The sequence below is a fragment of the Paenibacillus xylanilyticus genome, from assembly GCF_009664365.1.
Lineage (GTDB): Bacteria > Bacillota > Bacilli > Paenibacillales > Paenibacillaceae > Paenibacillus > Paenibacillus xylanilyticus_A.
Window position 1 is genome coordinate 6,355,211 of sequence record NZ_CP044310.1, and the last position, 16,894, is coordinate 6,372,104.

Consider the following 16,894-nt stretch of genomic DNA (forward strand, 5'->3'; position numbering starts at 1 on the left):
GCAATAGCCTGAAGGCCAGAGGTCCGAAGTTCGTGACCCGAACCTTTGGTAGACCCATCATCTCAGATTCCACGATCTCCCAACAGGGTGAAAGTATTACGACTGCATCAATCGTTTTCCAATATCACCCGTAATCCATACAGCTCGCTTGATGGAAGGCCGAATAGGAACAACCCCATTGGCGTCGAATACCACTATGTAAGACTTAGAATAGAACTACGCATGAATCGAGGTTAGGATAGATGGAGCTTCAATCGATATATAACGAGTATCTGAATATCAAATTCAAACGCGGATTACCGCCTTTACGGATGAATTCGTTCGAATATGGCCTGTATGAAGATGACAGTGCTGATCTGTTTCTACCGAATCACCCTGAGGTGACCTTCACGAATTGGATGTACGACTTGCAACCAAGGGATCCCCATTATGTATCCGAGCCAAACTGGCAGCCTGTTCTCGCAGCTGTTCTTCAACAGATGGATATATATGATGAACAGGTCCTGTATCATCTTCTGTTCAGCATAAACACCACACTGTCCGTTAACTCGCATAACGCGTATAGCACCATGAATGATTTCATGAAAAATTACAGCTTCCTACAGCTGTCTCACTTGAGCGAGATCACCCGTTTAAACGAGGAGCAAAAGCAGCAGCTACGAGACTTTTTCTTCTTTTTCTATCTATATTCGCATCCGGTTAACGAGGAAACGCTTTACGCGTGTTCCTTTGAAGGCCAGAACTTGGTGCATACCAAAACCGATATTACATTGGAGCATTATTTCACGGCATTTCATGATTACTATAGTTCAAATAAGAATGAGTACAGCGAGCAGATTGCCATTGCTCCACACGACATCCAGGCCTGCAAACACCTTACGTTGGAGCTTTTGCAGTGTATTGAAGGGAAATCGGCCAAGCTGAACATGCCCGAGGAGGAAGGGTTAGAAGCAGTGCTGCGGCTCATTAATGACGTGGATCAAATGCTGCAAATGCATGACGAAAATAAAAGTGCGTTGTTTGATATCATGAAAAATTTCCTGACGGAAGCTCGTCCCACTCCCTATCGGGACCACTGCTTCACGACACTGCTTCAGAACTATGCTTCGTATATTTTATTTTTCAGGTTTGATGAGATTCATGCATTGGTGGAATATTTCGAAGACACCCCTGTGTGGTGCAGAACGATTATCAATAAAATCTGTATGGACACCATCTTCATGGAGCGAATATTGCGACAGAAGCGCATCGATATAACGGCGTACCCGAATGTAACTCAGTTCTTTGAGGACGAGGCAAAACGGATCTATCTGTAGCTCCGGAAGGAGTGCCGTGCACTAATCCAACATAGAACCTCAAAAAGCCTTCGCCGACATTAATGTCAGCAAAGGCTTTTTGACGTACTTTATTCTTATCCATTGTCATAATTAAAGTCAAAATGATGCAATGTTGTTCTATCTCTTTTACCTCTTTACACCGAAGCAGCCTTCTTCTCATCCGTCAGCCCAAGCGCCTTCGCTGTCGTTGTGTGCACCTTGCGAAGAAGCTCCGGATTCTCCACCAGGGACTCGCCGTAGGAAGGAATCATTTCCTTAATCTTCGGCTCCCATGAATCCATATGCTGCGGGAAGCATCGCTGCAGAATCTCCAGCATGACTTGCACCGCAGTGGAAGCCCCTGGTGATGCACCGAGCAATGCGGCTACAGAGCCGTCGGCAGCAGTAACAACTTCTGTACCGAATTGAAGTGTGCCTTTGCCGCCTTGCACCGTATCCTTAATGACCTGCACGCGCTGACCTGCCAGAACCATATCCCAATCTTCGCTTTTGGCACTTGGAACAAAATCACGCAGTTCCTGCATACGCTGCTCTTTGGACAACATCAGCTGTTGAATCAGATATTTGGTCAGTGAGATCTCTTTGACCCCTGCAGCAAGCATGGTCAAGAGATTATGTGTTTTGACAGACGTGATGAGGTCGGTATTCGAACCGGTCTTCAGGAATTTGGGTGAGAATCCGGCAAATGGGCCAAACAGCAGCGACTTCTGATTGTCGATATAGCGGGTATCCAGATGCGGAACAGACATCGGCGGAGCACCCACCGAAGCTTTACCATACACCTTGGCATGATGCTGTTCCACAACCTCCTGATTTTTGCACACCATGAAGAGTCCGCTGACCGGGAATCCGCCGATATGTTTACCTTCCGGAATACCGGTTTTTTGCAGCAAGTGCAGGCTTCCGCCACCCGCACCGATAAAGACAAACTTGGCTGTATGGCGCTCTACTGCACCGCTGCTCAGATTCTTCACCGTTAATTCCCAAGCTCCGTCTTGCTTGCGTTTAATATTTTTCACACTATGTTGGTAGTGGATATCCACGTTTTGCTTCTTCAGGTGATCGAGCAGCATGCGCGTTAAAGCACCAAAGTTAACATCCGTACCGGAGTCGATTTTGGTAGCTGCGATCGGTTCTTTCCCCTTGCGGCCTTTCATCATCAGAGGAATCCATTTCCGCAATTTTGTCGGGTCGTCCGAGAATTCCATACCTTCAAATAAAGGGTGGTTCGATAAGGCTTCAAAACGTCTTTTCAAAAACAGGACATTGCTCTCTCCATGCACATAACTCAAATGAGGGAGCGGCATAATGAAGTCCCGCGGATTACGAATCAGATTGCTATTAACGAGATAGGACCAAAATTGTCTGGAGACTTGAAAATGCTCATTCACCTTAATGGCTTTGCTGATATCTACGGTTCCGTCCGGTCGTTCAACGGTATAGTTCAATTCGCAAAGTGCAGAGTGGCCGGTTCCGGCATTGTTCCATTCGTTGGAGCTTTCCTCTCCTGCACTGGCGAGCTTCTCATAAACCTTAATATTCCAATCTGGTGCCAATTCCTTCAGCAAGGTTCCCAATGTTGCACTCATAATTCCGGCACCAATCAAGATAACATCTGTACTCGTTTGTCCCTGGCTCATGTCTACCGTCCTTATATCCTATATTTGCCAAAAGGATGTAAGCGTTATCGATTTGGCATTTGCAGCGAGCCCGTTCTTGAACTGGCCCAAACCTCTTCTGAACGAAATTAAACCTTGGTCATAGTGTATCAATATTACGGTTAGATTGAAATATGCAATTTTAAGTTACTTGGTTTACCTGTTAGTATACTTTAGTTTCAACTTTACCGCTAACCCACTTATAGGGGTGAAAGATTTATTTTTTCAAGATAATAGAAAACATGGCAAGCATAACGCCATTCTAGGTCAGGTTTCTAGCAAAAAGCCACAATCAATTTTCATTGAAAGTGGCCTATTGTTAGATATAACCTTATCCCCTACGTCTCGGGTTTAGTCAGAAGATTGAGATGAGCTCCTTCGTATACGGATGTCGTTCTTCTGCAAACAGCACATCTGCAGCAAATCGATCGACAATTTGTCCATCTCGCATGACGATAATACGCTGGCTCATACGGTGTACGGCGGCCAGATCATGAGAGATAAACAAATAGGAAAGCCCCAGTGAAATCCGTAGGTCGGTTAGCAATTGCAGAACAGCGCCTTGTGATATCACATCCAGGCTCGCTGTTGGTTCGTCCAGAACGATAACGTCCGGTTCAATGCCAATGGCACGTGCGATGGTTACACGCTGACGCTGCCCGCCGCTTAACTCATGCGGATAACGTCCAGCCAAATCACTTGGAAGCTCAACAGCTTCAAGCAGCTGCTTCACATAAGTGTCCTTCGATGTATAGGCAAAATGAGACAGCTTAACATCTCTCCCAAACTGCTCATACGGATCAATCAGTGAATCAGCAACCTTCAGCTTAGGATTCAGCGCTGCAGCCGGATTCTGAAATACAATCTGGATCTTCCTACGGTGTGGACGCAGGCGTCGGCCGCTAAGCCGCGCAATGTCCTCACCACCAAGCAGGATCGAGCCGGAATCCGCATCTTCAATCCGCAGCAGACATCGAGCGAGCGTACTCTTGCCACAGCCGCTCTCGCCAACTAGTCCGAGGCACTCGCCTCGGTTTAAGGTGAAGGAGACGCCGTTAACAGCTGGACGCTCAGCGCCAGCATAGGTGCGGCTGAGATGTTCCACGCCCAGCACGGGTTGGGCAGACAGCTCGGATTGCTCCTTGTCCTGTTGGACAGATGGCTCAACCGGCAATGATTCCTTGTGGTACTCCATTTCGCTTGTCTTCATTGCGTTTCCGCCTCCTTCAGACCCGATTTTAACGAGCGGCTCAGGACAGGAGCTGCTTCAATCAGTTGACGTGTATACTCATGCTGCGGATGGTCAAGAATACGGTGTTTCCCACCCGATTCGACGATCTGTCCTTCCTTCATAACTGCTAGCCGATTGGCGTAGCGGCGCACATGACGCCAGTCGTGTGTAATGAACAGAATGGCGCAGCCCGTCTCTGCCTGCTTGCGCGCCAGCAGCTCCAGCACGCGGTGACCCAAGACGCTGTCGAGTGCCGTAGTTGCCTCATCGGCAATCAGCAGCCTTGGCGATAGCATCAGCGATGTCGCGATGGAAGCACGCTGAAGCTGGCCACCGCTCAACTGGAACGGATAGCGCCGAAGCAGCTCTGCGCCAAGCCCAACGGACTCCAGCGCCTCGATGGCGCGTTTTTGCCGGACGGCAGAAGACTTTTCTCCATGGATTTTCTGGTATTCATCGAAATGTCCGCCAATACTTCGAAACGGCGTAAACGCCCCCTGATAATCCTGAAAAATATATGAAATGCGGCTTCCCCGCAGGGCGCGCATCTCCTTCGGTTTACGTTCGAGCAGGTTGCTGCCTTCAAACATGATTCGCCCCGCTGCGTACAGGTTAGACGGAAGCAGTTGACCAATCGACTGTGAGAGAAGACTTTTGCCGCTGCCGCTCTGCCCGACCAGCGCCATGAATTCGCCTTCCCGAACGGCGAGAGAGACGCTGTCGACAATGGTACGCTCACGGCTGAAGATGCTTAATTCCTCTATGGAGAGAATCACGGCTGCACCTCCTTTTTCACGTCAAAACGGTCTCTCAGATAGTCGCCGAGCATATTCGCAAGCAGTACTACCACTACGATGGCTAGACCAGGATAGACCATAAGCTCTGGCCTTGACTGGAAGTATGGTCTGGAGTCATTCAGCATCGCTCCCCATTCAGGTGTTGGTGGCTGAGCCCCAAGTCCGATGTAGGATAGCGAGGAAATGAGCAGGATGATCTTCCCCAGATCGAGGCTTGCCAGTACGAGCACATGCCCAGCAATATGCGGGAGCAGATGCTTGGTCATAATGCGTGCGTCTGACAGTCCATTGGTCCGGGCAATACGAATGTAGTCCTTTTGCGACTCGGACAGGACGGTACTGCGGACAAGGCGCGCATAGCTGACCCACTTGACGATCACGATCGCCAGCACCAGATTACCGATACCGGCCCCAAGCAGCCCACTCAGCACGATAGCAACAATCGTGTCAGGAAAGGCAAGGAAGCCATCAGCGATTCGCATAAAGAGCTTATCCACCCAACCACGCTTGTATCCCGCAATCAGGCCAAACGGAATTCCAATGAGTAGTGCCGCTCCGAGCGCCAGCAGACTGTAACCGAGCGTCTGGCCGCCTCCAAACAGCAGCCTTGTCAGAACGTCTCGACCCAGATGGTCGGTGCCAAATGGATGGAGAGCACTTGCACCCTGCAGCCGTCCACGCAGGTCGGTTAGTGTAGGGTCATGCTTAAGATAAACAAAGGCATATATGGAAGCCCCGATGATCAGCAGCACAAATAGCAAGGCGATGATCGCCTGTAGGCTGTGTTTTTTCGATTTTTTAGCGGCCAGCGGACGCAGAAGCATCGTTTTCATCGGTGGGCCTCCCTTTCCTTAAGTTTCATTTCCGGATTCAAATATCGATAGGACAGATCAACTGCCGTATTTACGAAAAATACAACGACCGCCATGATCAGAATGTACCCCTGAATCAATGGATAGTCACGCTGGCGGATGGCATCAACGACGAGCTTGCCAATGCCCGGATAGGCAAACAGCACTTCAATGACGACAACCCCACCAATGAGGCTTCCCAGACTGACACCGAACACTGTAATGACTGGTGGCAGACTGTGACGGAAGGCATGCAAAAAGAAGATGCGACCTTCAGATAATCCCCTCGCCCGAGCAGACCGAACGAACTCCTGACTCAGTGAATCCAGCAGGCTGGAACGCAAAAGACGCACATAAACGCTGGATATGGCAAGTCCCAGCGTCAGAGATGGCAAAATAAGTGATGCGAATCCGTCCCGCCCCATGGTCGGCAGACTGCCGAAGCGCACACCGAACAAGTCGATCAGAATCAGGCCCAGCCAGAAGCTGGGCACCGCCGCACCGACAATGGACAACAACCGGCTGCCCCGGTCGATCCAGCTGCCGCGATGCAATGCTGACAGTGATCCAAGCGGAATGGCCACAGCCAGCATGACCAGCAGAGCACCGATCGTCAGTTCCGCTGTAGCCGGAAGCGCCCGCATGAGCGTCTGCATAACCGGCTGTCCTGTCGAGTACGATACACCGAAGTCCAGACGGATGAAGTCCAGCAGCCAATTGCCAAATTGAACAGGCAGGGAATCATTGAAGCCCATTTCTTCACGCATAGCCTCAACCTGTTCCTGACTGACAGATAGCTCGTCCACATTTAGAATCGTGAGCACCGGGTCCCCTGGAGCCAGACGGATGAACAGGAAGCTCACAAACATAATGAATAATAGAAAAATAAAAACTTCAAGAAACTTGCGAAGCAAAATGCGAAACATTACATCACATCCAGCTTATTGGTAATCATGTAATACTCACTGCGTGTGGTAACCCAGTTCTTAATCTTCTTGCCGTTGTAGGCAACGATCGTACCCGGATGCAGGACAAATGAATTCAGTACGTTGTCGTGCACGTAATTGGCTGCCTTTTCCGCAAGCTCTGCGCGTTTCTCCGGATCGACTGTGAGGTTTAGCTCATCGATGATCGCCGTCAGCTCCGGATCCTCTGATCCACTGAAGTTGAGTGCACCCTTCGGATGATACGTTGCATTCAGATAGTAACCCGCGTCACCTCGCGGTGCAGTCAGATTACTATAGGTTGCGATATCCCAATCACGATTGGAAGCCATATAATCCTCCGGCGTGTCGATCTGGCGAATTTGCACATCGATGCCAATCTTCTTGGCGTCAGACTGGAAGACCTGAGCAATCAGTGGCAGGTCTGCACGAGCCGAGTATGTAAGCAGTGTCAGTTGCAATGGCTTGCCATCTTTGGTCATAACGCCGTTTTGCAGCGTGTAGCCGGCTTCCTTCAGGTAATGAACCGCAGCTTCTTCACCTGATTGTGATGCTGCCTTGTCATAGGTAGGTGCGAACGGCAGAGACTGCAGGAACGGCCCGATAGCCGACTCACCGTAGCCAAGCAGGATGGTATCAACAATCCCCTGACGGTCAATTAATGCATCTAGTGCACGGCGTACGTTCAGGTCCTTGATGCTTTCACGCTGCATGTTCATTGTCATCTGGTGAACGCGGAACGTGGAGGTGGACTCCACAGTCATGCCATCGATTGCTTTAAGGGATTCCAGACTTTCTACTTCTGGACGGTATACGATGTCGACTTGTCCGGATTGAAGTGCAAGTGTACGAGCATTGGCATCCTCGTTAAACGAGAACGTTACCGAGTCGAGTGGTGAAGCTCCATCCCAATATTCATCGTAGCGATCCAGTTCAAGCTTGCTGCCCGGAGTAAATGAAGTGAGCTTGAACGGCCCGGTGCCGATCGGCTTGTTTACGATGTCCGGCTCGCTCACGTCAATAATGGCTGTATTCGGGTTAACCAGTTCGGATGCGAATTCCGGGAACGGCTGTGTTGTTGTGATCTCCAGTTTGTCGCCCTCGGCTTCAATTGTGTCGATCTTAAGTGCATTCTGAATGGCTGCACTTTCAGTCAATGCACGCTCAAGCGATGCCTTAACAGATTCACCGGTCATCGGCTTGCCGTTCTGGAATGTTACATCATCACGCAGGTCAATGGTCCAATGCTGGCCGTCTTCGCTTTCCCAGCTCTCAGCAAGCCATGGAGCAACCGTCAGGTTCTCTTCGTCGAGACGAACCAGCGTTTCTGTAATGCCTGCACGAAGCGGAACGTAGCTGGAGTCGACATGGGGGTCAAGCGAGTTTGTGGAAAAGTTATATAGGAAGTGAACGTTTTTGTCGGTGGAAGGCTGCGCAGCGGGACTCGTTTCGGAAGATCCACAGGCGCTCAGCAGTCCGGCGCTCAGGACCAGGGAGGTCAGCACCAGCAGCGGCGTCTTTTTATTCAAGGTAATGCCCCTCTCTCTTAATCGTTGTCTTAATCGTAATTATTATTATTTAAACAATGAGTATTATCATATCGTAATGATTACGTTTTGACAAGAGATATGTTGGTGGTAAAACGCAAAAAAATCCGACTCTCAGATGAGAGCGGATTCTTCATGATTTTTGTTACATATGAGGGCTTTATCATATTACTATTTCGCTAATTGTGTATAGATGAAAATAAGTTGCATGCTGCATCTTGTTCTTTCAATAGATGTGACCTAGTCTCTACGTTCATTAGTTGCATCGTACAGAATGTTTAAATCTTACCTAGAATATATAGAGTACCGTGTCTTCATTAATAAATGCATCCGGCAGCACTTTTTGTAGATTCTCAATTCGCCCCTTCATATACTCTAAATCATTCCCAACCAAGTTTTTTATTGCCCATTCCTTTAAAAGTGCTAACTCATCTATTGCAGCTCCTAATTGACTATAATTAATCTCAGATCCATCTTGAATAATTTTTATTCCTAATTCATGTATTGCTGTTTCCCAATGTTCTTCATAGAAATCTTGAGTTGATATATTCTCACTGAGTGTCAGCTCTGAGTTCCGATCATTGATGTCACCGTTATATCTAAATAGACCTATGGACATTATTCTTTCCCTCCAAATTCAGCTGAAAAATTGTAATCCGGGATTATTCTAGTTTTAAAAAACGGTCCAAGGTTTCTTTAAGTTATAACCCAGTCTCGTAGTCTTCTAGGAAATTTGACCAATATCCTTCAACGTTCTTCATTGATATAGAATCGACATCTCTTATCTGTAGAAATCGAAATCCACAATTTTACTCCCTAACATCTTTACCACTTATGTTACAGCGAGATAATAAATATGGATTTAGCAGTTTTCCTAAAATAGTTTATTATATGAACGGACAACTCATAGCACACTGAAGTGTACATTCTAATGTAATTATACCTTGAGCTACAATATAAATTACTGGCTGACCCAAGCTTTTAAGCCTTCATCACTAATATCAATAGGTTTTTGTTTTGACATGTAGTCAGCGTTTGCTAACGGAAACACATAGCCCCCAGCAATAATGTCTCCGTGTCGTCTTCTAACGGTTCCTCCTCTTTCAATTAATCGAATGAGGGGTTCGTACAAATCATTAAACTTCAATGCTATTTCATTTCCTGAATCAATTAAGAATACCCACTCCAGATATGCTTCACAGGTCCCTTTCATAAAACTGTTGGTCAGCTTTGCTAACTCAGGGCATTTTTCTGTTAAATCCAGATCAACGTCATGACCGATTGCATGAGAAGCTTTAAAAAAAGGGTATGGAGATTTTAAATCATAGGAAGTTATTAATAAGGCTGCTCGTCTGATATATTCTTGTATTAGTGCCATATTTGACGGTACGTCAACACTGCCAGAGATGCTCCAATCTATGTTGTTAATTCTTTCTAGAGCCTCGGGAAAACGATTCATAATTACCTCCATTGTTCCAAATTCACTTATGGTTTTTACGATTATTTAAAAGGATCAAAACCTTCAAAGGTTCCATACTCAGGTTGCTCTGGGGCTTTTTTATGTGCACCATCATTAGGCGGTTGATCAGTATATGTTTTCCTCTCATCTGACCATGACTCAATTCGTCTGTATGGGATCCCTTCACTCATCAATTTTGCTTCAGTAAGTTCATGATCGGCTAGCTGCTTAAACCAATCCTTCTGTGCTTGAGTCAGTTCTTTCTTTTGGGCCAATTGCCATGCATATGCTATTTCATCGTCAGGTGAGAAATGTTCTTTTTTTATCAGAATGCCTCCAGCCTTTGGGATCTCATGTTTCTCCAAAAATAAATGCTTTTTTAAAGCTGTTATATCTGAAACACTCAAACCAGTATTGTTAGCAACAGCCGGAACATCCTCTAAATGCATGCTCCTAATTTTATCATATGACTTCATACCGTAATCTGAAATGCTATCTTCAAAGAGAATAAGATCATCCAACTTGTCGAAGGAAGAGTTCGGCATCTCATGTTTATTGACTTTTATGACTTTATTATCATGAGTAGTAATCTCCGAATAATCATCGTAAACGGTCACTTTTTTCGCATGTTTACGAATGTCCTGTATGTTATCACCGGAGATTATATTCCTTATTGTATTCTCTGTCTCAATAGTAGACTTTCTTGATACACCTGAAGTCTTGCCATCTATCTTACCATTTTTCGTTCTAGCAGCCTCAATATGCTGCTTAATATTCGCCACAGCTGGGTTGGATGAGGGCAAACGGAAAGGACCTTTGCTACCCGGCATACTCCCTTTAACCATCGAAACGGCCATAAAAATCTGACTAAGCTTAAGCGACGTAACCATTGTTTGAGCATATTTATCTGAGACAGGCTCGCCTGTAAACGGATGTATCCCATTCTCAAATGCCTTGATCTGGAGCGCGAAGATATCCTCCCCTGGCGGGTCCATGTTCATAGGGCCTTGCATGCCTTTTACATCCAAATTCCCTTTATCCTTCTCATAAGCCTGGAGAGCCGCCTGATCTGTAACGCCTTTCTCATTCACAGGAAGCCATATTCCAAATGCTGAGTTATACGCCATCCGATAACCCTTATCTTCCAGGTTTCCATTACCCGTCAATCTTGTCGTCATCGCCATCGCACCAACAGCTCCAGTTGTACCTGCCAAACTGACCTGCCCTGCATCTGCTTCCTGAAAGCGGGTAGCGATATCCTTCAGATCCTTGGACGTGTTAACCATACTCTCTAATGCTTTCTCCAGTATAGGCTTGGATCGCTCAAACTCATAGTAAAAACGTTCCTGCGTTGCACCCATCCACATCGCCTGGATGAACATAATCTGCCTGGTCAGATCACTCCGGATGCCCTCCAATTGTTGTCTGGCCTGATCTACCTGATTGGATACGTGATGTAGTTGTTCAGGGGTAACTTTAATTGTACTCATATGTATCTCCGCTCATTTAATAAGATTAAACTATGTTAGCAGAAGTTTTGCACACATACATCCGGCTAACATCCTGATTTTCCCTATTTCATAATGTTAGCTCCTGATACTATCAGTCCTATGGTCCTATATGCATATACCCAAGCTAAAGGCTAAAAAAACAAATGACACCAATCGGCTTGGTGTCATTTGTAAGTCATATTATAGAAGTGATTCTCACCTCATCAAGAAACGCCCCGCTCTAACTCCGCAAACTCAATCCGATTCCGCCCATTCTGCTTCGCCTGATACAGTGCCTTGTCTACGGCTGCAAACAGCTGCGTCAGATACCCTTCCGCATTATCCGGTGCATCATCACATTCAAAATCCTCAATCGATAGAATCCCAATGCTGATCGTAATGGACACCTGCCCAACCTCATGATCTACTGCCATAAGGTTGGACTCCACGGACAGCCTCACCCGTTCCGCAATCTTTTGAGCTAACTGGCGTTCCGTGTGCGGAAGGTAGATCATAAACTCTTCCCCGCCGTAGCGCGTTAAAATATCGGTCTCCCGGATGGACTGTTTCACAGCCTGAGCTGTACGGTACAGCACTTCATCCCCAATGACATGTCCATAGCGATCATTGATTGCCTTGAAGTAGTCAATATCCAGGAGAAGGAGTGAAAACGGCGTCTTATAGTGAACATTCGTAATGACCTCATGCGTCAGCTGCTGGGTCAGATAACGGCGATTGTAGCAGTGAGTCAGACTATCCGTAAGCGCCAGCTCCTCCAGCTTGAGATTAGCCTCGGATAACTCCTGCCGAATGCGATCCAGGGCATGATTGCGTTCCTGAAGCATCTCATTCTGCCGATTCATTTTTTTCACATAGTAGCGCTCTTGTGACACATCCTGAAACGTCAGGAGATAACCAAGAGGCATCTGATAATGATCAATGATTGGAGAGGTTTGGAGGATAAAATGACGCTCTATGTCACGCTCCTCCACAATGACCTCAATCTGAGACAGCGTATTTTCCTTTTGCCGATATTGATCTAGGAACGACCCACTATCGCCCTCTACACGAACTGATCCCAGAAATGCCTCCATATCAAAACAATCCCCAACATGCCGATCCATGAAGGATCTGGATGCCTTGTTTGCTTCAATAATGGTCTCATTCTCATCCAAAACCAGGATGCCATAGGGAATCGTATTAATCACATCCTCATGGGCGATGGAAACCAGATCGAAGACATTGTACCGCTTGATGACATAGACAAAAAATAAATCCGACAGAAAAATCCCCAGCGACGTCAGTCCGGGAATGATAAACGGTATCCATGCTCGCAAAACCACATTCAGAAGGGCATCAATGGCTGCAAATACAGCCAGGACGAATATGCCCCACAGCGTAATTTTCACCTGTTTTTTAATCGTTGGTGACTTATCGGAGGAGCGAAGTGCCCCGAACAAAATAAAGAGGGAAGCTACAAAGTAGCTCACCAAAACAATCATGACCACCCAGAACCATGGGCCATAGGCCCGTTCGATATAACCACCCTCCAGCGGGGTTACAAACCAATGAGCCGGGTTGATAACCACACCTATGGCTGCAATAACAGCTGGTACGAACAGCAGCATAACTCTTTTTGTCCCTAATCGATCCGCATAACCGGTAATGAAGATCGTCAACAGCAGCCAACCACTTCCAAGGAGTGAGACGGCAACGAAAGACAGGGTCACATAAAATAACTGCCAGCCCGGGTTATCCGACAACACGATCGCAAATTGACAGAAGGGCCAGAGCATCATCAACCCATGAAATAGAAAGTAAACCTTATGTAAGTTCGTGATTCTAGCGGTAGCAAAAACATAAACGTATACACCAAACAACAGGACGAATAAAAAGAGATCATACCATACCAATGGGCTCACAAATCTTCTCCTTCTTGGTTGCGACTACTACGATTTCATTGAGCTAGGCTGTTTTCGTAAAACGAAGTAATACTAGATTCAGACTATAAAATGCTTTCTCTCACTAAAGTTTTGGTTAAATTAACCATATCTTATCACACACCCCTATGGGTGAGTAGGCCATACACTGGAAATACAGCCAAGCTCTGTTTTATTTATGCATCTATTTTGCTGATTTGTGAGTGTTTTTGAACGTTTAACTATTGAAAAAAAAACAAACTCCCGCCCGTTGCCGAGCGGTCTTTCTGACATGCCTACTCTTTCGCCAGCGGCAGGTTATCCGAGAAAAGATCCGGATTGGCCCTCAGCATCTCTGTAATAACTCCCTCTACTTTGGCCGCATCACATACTCGTACAATAGCGTCTCCAAGCTTTCCTTGACGCATTGCTCCTTGGCGCTGTAATACCTCATCCACTTTCCAGAAATGCTCCGACCACGACAACCCACAATGCCTGCGGGAAGGTACTGAAATCTCTGTTCCATCTGGTAATACCGTGTAGAGCTGCTCATGCTCATCTGTTAGACGCCCCTGAATGTCCACCCATTCCTCTACGCCATGGATGAACGTGTTTCGTTTCAGGTCAACGCCAACAAGGAGAATGGTCGCTTTCCGATCAAGCAGCTTGCCCCATGCTGATCCCCTTGCACAAGGTGTGTCATATAGGTGATCGTCCTTCGTGAATGCCACCGCATCCTGACCGATTGCTGCAACCGAGTGAGTCGGGTGCCATGAACGTACTACACCTGGCCGTTTACGAAATAGCTCAGGTAGAATCCCGACGCAGCATGGTGATGATTCCACGTGGAACATTGGATTACTCGCATTGATGGTGGACCAGGTATGGGTTGGCAGCACCAGCAGTCCATCCTTCATATAATCTGTAAAGGCATCCAGTACGGTATCCGCACCACCTTCGACCTCACCCATACTTTTCATGGAAGAGTGAACAAGCAGTGTACCTCGTCCATCAATACCAAGCTGGTGGAGCTGATCAAGCAAGCTTTGTTGAGTATGCATAATGAATCGATAACCTCCTTTGGGCTATTATAGCAAAATGAAAAGAACTCTATGGTGCGCAAGGGTTCGCACTTCATTAGACTGCACTACAGATTGTGACTGTGACTGTCTTGTCACTGCATCACAGCACGACAAAGGGCCGAGGGAATCCCTCGGCCGCCAGGCAATTATGGATATGAGTCCAATTACGATAAAAATATCTTATGTTTATTTAATGACTACGTACTCCAGGTTAACCAGCTTCGCATATGTTACGATCTGATCTGTTGTCAGGTTCAAGGAAACGACAGTGTGGTGACCGCCACCATTTTCGATCCAGGCTTTGACCCCATCCTGGAAGTTTGGCTTCACGTTCCACAATACACGTGCCACAGGCAGATTTGGTGCTGGTACCGTTGGCTCGAATGCAGAAACTTCATTGATCAACAGTTTATAATGTGTGCCGAAGTCAGCCATGGATACAACAACACCTTCGCCTGCTTTGCCATCGAATACCAGACGTGCAGGATCTTCGCGATCGCCAATACCCAGTGGAGACACGATGATTCTCGGTTTGGTGCTGGCTAGAGTAGGATCTACTTCAAGCATGTGAGATTGAAGGATAGCTTCCTGTCCCGCAGCCATTTCATAGGTGTAATCTTCCATGAAGCCCGTGTTCTCGTTGTGGCTCATGATTTTTAGCAAACGATCAAGTGCAGCTGTTTTCCAGTCACCTTCACCAGCAAATCCATATCCTTGGGCCATCAGGCGCTGCACAGCCAAACCCGGAAGCTGCTTCATGCCATGCAGATCTTCGAAGTTGGTAGTGAATGCACTGTATCCGCCCTCGTCGAGGAAACGTTTGATCGCAATTTCATAACTGGCTTGCACACGCACACTGGCTTCCCAAGCTTCCTTGCTGTTTGTACCATAATCAAATTCATACAGCTCTGCGTATTGGCCGATCAGGTCGTCGATTTCCTGCTCTGTCACCGCATTCACAACCTGTACGAGGTCACCAATGCCGAAGTAGTCGACCGTCCAACCGAATTGGATCTGTGCCTCCACTTTATCCCCTTCAGTTACACCCACGTTGCGCATGTTGTCGCCAAAACGGGCCACTTTAATGTTGAAGCTTTCGTTATAGGCAACCGCCACGTCCATCCAATCCGCAACCTGCTGCTGCACTTCTGGGCGCTCCCAGTAACCAACGACAATTTTGTTTTGTTTTCTCAGACGGGCATTGATGAAACCATATTCACGGTCACCGTGTGCTGCCTGGTTCAGGTTCATGAAGTCCATATCGATGGTTGCCCAAGGAATGCTCTCATTGTATTGCGTAGCCAGATGAAGCAGCGGTTTTTGCAGCAATTTTGTACCCCGAATCCACATTTTCGCTGGAGAGAAGGTATGCATCCAAGTAATAACACCGGCTACTTCATCGCGATAGTTGACTTCCTTCATGATGCTTGTGATTTTATCTGCGCTTACCGCCAGATCCTGCAATACGAGCGGGTATGGCAGAACGCCGCTTGCATTCAGGGCATCCGTAATCTTCTGTGCATTGGCTTTGACCTCGCCCAGTGCTTCTTCACCATAGAGATGCTGCGAACCAACGACAAACCAAAATTCTTTTGCTGCTGTTGCTGACATGTAATCATCCTCATTTCATTTTTATAGTTGAATAAATGGGTTACACTTACCGCTCCGATTGCAGTACCATCTTCCGATCGCTGGTTATCCCCGGATTTCTTTGATCAATTTTAATAAGGATGATATCCGGTTATAAAGGCGAGCGCTTCGCTTCTACAGATTGGTACTGCACTCTCCGTTATCGTGTAAAAGTTTGATACAACTTCATTGGTAGTAGTAACAAACAACTTATTCGCTTGAATTATTATCAACCGATCGCTACATAACCACATTACTTCTGTCCGTAATACGCGTCTTTCCCGTGTTTCCGCAGATAGTGCTTATCCAGAATACCTTGCGGCAGTTCTTTGGCAAAGTTGTTTAGCTGCCGTGCATACAGGTTCATTTTGCATACTTCCTCCAGCACAACACTGTTCACCACAGCCGCCTTCGCATCTTTCCCCCAGGTAAACGGTGCATGACCATGGAGCAGCACGGCCGGAACGGCCATAACATCAATCCCGCGCTCTTCAAACGTTTCAATAATGACGCGTCCTGTCTCCGCTTCGTATCCGCGATCAACCTCGTTCTGGTTCAGGAAACGCGCACAAGGTACCGCACCATAGAACGTATCCGCATGTGTCGTTCCCATAACAGGTACATCCAGTCCAGCCTGCGCCCAGATGGTCGCCCATGTGGAGTGCGTATGCACAATCCCGCCTATTTCGGAGTAATGCTTATATAAAACGGCGTGGGTTGCTGTATCCGAAGATGGTCTCATCTCGCCCTCCACCACGTTGCCATCCAGATCGACAACGACCATGTCGCTTGGCTTCATGGCATCGTAGCTGACGCCGCTTGGTTTGATTACAAACAATCCGCTATCCCGATCAATGGCGCTGACGTTGCCCCAAGTGAACTTCACAAGACCATGCTTCGGAAGCTCCAGATTCGCCTCATAAACCTCTTGCTTCAGTTGCTCTAACATC

14 protein-coding genes are annotated in these 16,894 nt (G+C 47.1%); 1 reads left to right on the forward strand and 13 read right to left on the reverse strand.

The genetic code is table 11. The features are described 5' to 3' along the window. The first annotated feature begins 242 nt into the window (after positions 1-242). Positions 243-1,316, forward strand: a complete 1,074-nt coding sequence (locus tag F4V51_RS28325) for a hypothetical protein (RefSeq protein ID WP_153980453.1) — start codon at positions 243-245, stop codon at positions 1,314-1,316. Positions 1,317-1,471: 155 nt separating this feature from the next. Here F4V51_RS28325 and F4V51_RS28330 read toward each other — a convergent pair whose 3' ends face one another. The 13 genes from F4V51_RS28330 to F4V51_RS28390 all read right to left on the reverse strand — a co-directional run bounded on the left by F4V51_RS28330 (position 1,472) and on the right by F4V51_RS28390 (position 16,893). Then, on the reverse strand, positions 1,472-2,977 hold the full coding sequence (locus tag F4V51_RS28330) for a malate:quinone oxidoreductase (protein WP_153980454.1): 1,506 nt from the start codon (positions 2,975-2,977) through the stop codon (positions 1,472-1,474). A gap of 373 nt (positions 2,978-3,350) precedes the next feature. After that, positions 3,351-4,205, reverse strand: coding sequence for an ABC transporter ATP-binding protein (locus tag F4V51_RS28335; RefSeq protein ID WP_236146666.1), 855 nt, complete (start codon positions 4,203-4,205; stop codon positions 3,351-3,353). Further along, the gene (locus F4V51_RS28340) at positions 4,202-5,002 is read right to left on the reverse strand and encodes an ABC transporter ATP-binding protein (RefSeq protein WP_153980455.1); all 801 of its coding nucleotides are present in this window, start codon (positions 5,000-5,002) and stop codon (positions 4,202-4,204) included. Before F4V51_RS28340 ends, F4V51_RS28335 begins: the two co-directional genes overlap by 4 nt. Then, entirely contained in the window at positions 4,999-5,856 is an 858-nt protein-coding gene (gene nikC / locus F4V51_RS28345; protein ID WP_153980456.1) for a nickel transporter permease, read from the reverse strand. Before nikC ends, F4V51_RS28340 begins: the two co-directional genes overlap by 4 nt. After that, positions 5,853-6,800 (reverse strand): nickel ABC transporter permease, encoded by a 948-nt coding sequence (gene nikB / locus F4V51_RS28350; RefSeq protein WP_095290629.1) that lies wholly within the window; start codon positions 6,798-6,800, stop codon positions 5,853-5,855. Before nikB ends, nikC begins: the two co-directional genes overlap by 4 nt. Then, positions 6,800-8,347 carry a nickel ABC transporter substrate-binding protein gene (gene nikA / locus F4V51_RS28355; protein WP_153980457.1) on the reverse strand — a complete coding sequence of 516 codons (1,548 nt, stop codon included), beginning with the start codon at positions 8,345-8,347 and terminating at the stop codon, positions 6,800-6,802. Before nikA ends, nikB begins: the two co-directional genes overlap by 1 nt. Positions 8,348-8,654: 307 nt before the next feature. Further along, entirely contained in the window at positions 8,655-8,984 is a 330-nt protein-coding gene (locus F4V51_RS28360) for a hypothetical protein (protein WP_153980458.1), read from the reverse strand. Between the two features lie 342 nt (positions 8,985-9,326). Continuing rightward, complete coding sequence (locus tag F4V51_RS28365; RefSeq protein WP_153980459.1) at positions 9,327-9,824, reverse strand: hypothetical protein; 498 nt, start codon at positions 9,822-9,824, stop codon at positions 9,327-9,329. Between the two features lie 41 nt (positions 9,825-9,865). After that, positions 9,866-11,314 (reverse strand): WXG100 family type VII secretion target, encoded by a 1,449-nt coding sequence (locus tag F4V51_RS28370; RefSeq protein WP_153980460.1) that lies wholly within the window; start codon positions 11,312-11,314, stop codon positions 9,866-9,868. Positions 11,315-11,538: 224 nt separating this feature from the next. Further along, complete coding sequence (locus F4V51_RS28375; protein ID WP_153980461.1) at positions 11,539-13,236, reverse strand: histidine kinase N-terminal 7TM domain-containing diguanylate cyclase; 1,698 nt, start codon at positions 13,234-13,236, stop codon at positions 11,539-11,541. Positions 13,237-13,529: 293 nt separating this feature from the next. Continuing rightward, a complete protein-coding gene (locus tag F4V51_RS28380; protein WP_153980462.1) occupies positions 13,530-14,294 on the reverse strand; it encodes an AAC(3) family N-acetyltransferase in 765 nt (254 codons plus the stop codon). Positions 14,295-14,501: 207 nt separating this feature from the next. After that, the gene (gene araA, locus F4V51_RS28385; RefSeq protein WP_153980463.1) at positions 14,502-15,926 is read right to left on the reverse strand and encodes an L-arabinose isomerase; all 1,425 of its coding nucleotides are present in this window, start codon (positions 15,924-15,926) and stop codon (positions 14,502-14,504) included. A 271-nt stretch (positions 15,927-16,197) separates the two neighbouring features. Beyond that, on the reverse strand, positions 16,198-16,893 hold the full coding sequence (locus tag F4V51_RS28390) for an L-ribulose-5-phosphate 4-epimerase (RefSeq protein WP_110758158.1): 696 nt from the start codon (positions 16,891-16,893) through the stop codon (positions 16,198-16,200). Between the last annotated feature and the right edge of the window lies 1 nt (position 16,894).

Bases quoted from the DNA above. Each gene is read 5' to 3' on its own strand.
- F4V51_RS28325 (WP_153980453.1), top strand. From the start codon at position 243: ATGGAGCTTCAATCGATATATAACGAGTATCTGAATATCAAATTCAAA.
- F4V51_RS28330 (WP_153980454.1), bottom strand. From the start codon at position 2,977: ATGAGCCAGGGACAAACGAGTACAGATGTTATCTTGATTGGTGCCGGA.
- F4V51_RS28335 (WP_236146666.1), bottom strand. From the start codon at position 4,205: ATGAAGACAAGCGAAATGGAGTACCACAAGGAATCATTGCCGGTTGAG.
- nikC (WP_153980456.1), bottom strand. From the start codon at position 5,856: ATGAAAACGATGCTTCTGCGTCCGCTGGCCGCTAAAAAATCGAAAAAA.
- nikB (WP_095290629.1), bottom strand. From the start codon at position 6,800: ATGTTTCGCATTTTGCTTCGCAAGTTTCTTGAAGTTTTTATTTTTCTA.
- F4V51_RS28360 (WP_153980458.1), bottom strand. From the start codon at position 8,984: ATGTCCATAGGTCTATTTAGATATAACGGTGACATCAATGATCGGAAC.
- F4V51_RS28365 (WP_153980459.1), bottom strand. From the start codon at position 9,824: ATGAATCGTTTTCCCGAGGCTCTAGAAAGAATTAACAACATAGATTGG.
- F4V51_RS28370 (WP_153980460.1), bottom strand. From the start codon at position 11,314: ATGAGTACAATTAAAGTTACCCCTGAACAACTACATCACGTATCCAAT.
- F4V51_RS28380 (WP_153980462.1), bottom strand. From the start codon at position 14,294: ATGCATACTCAACAAAGCTTGCTTGATCAGCTCCACCAGCTTGGTATT.
- araA (WP_153980463.1), bottom strand. From the start codon at position 15,926: ATGTCAGCAACAGCAGCAAAAGAATTTTGGTTTGTCGTTGGTTCGCAG.
- F4V51_RS28390 (WP_110758158.1), bottom strand. From the start codon at position 16,893: ATGTTAGAGCAACTGAAGCAAGAGGTTTATGAGGCGAATCTGGAGCTT.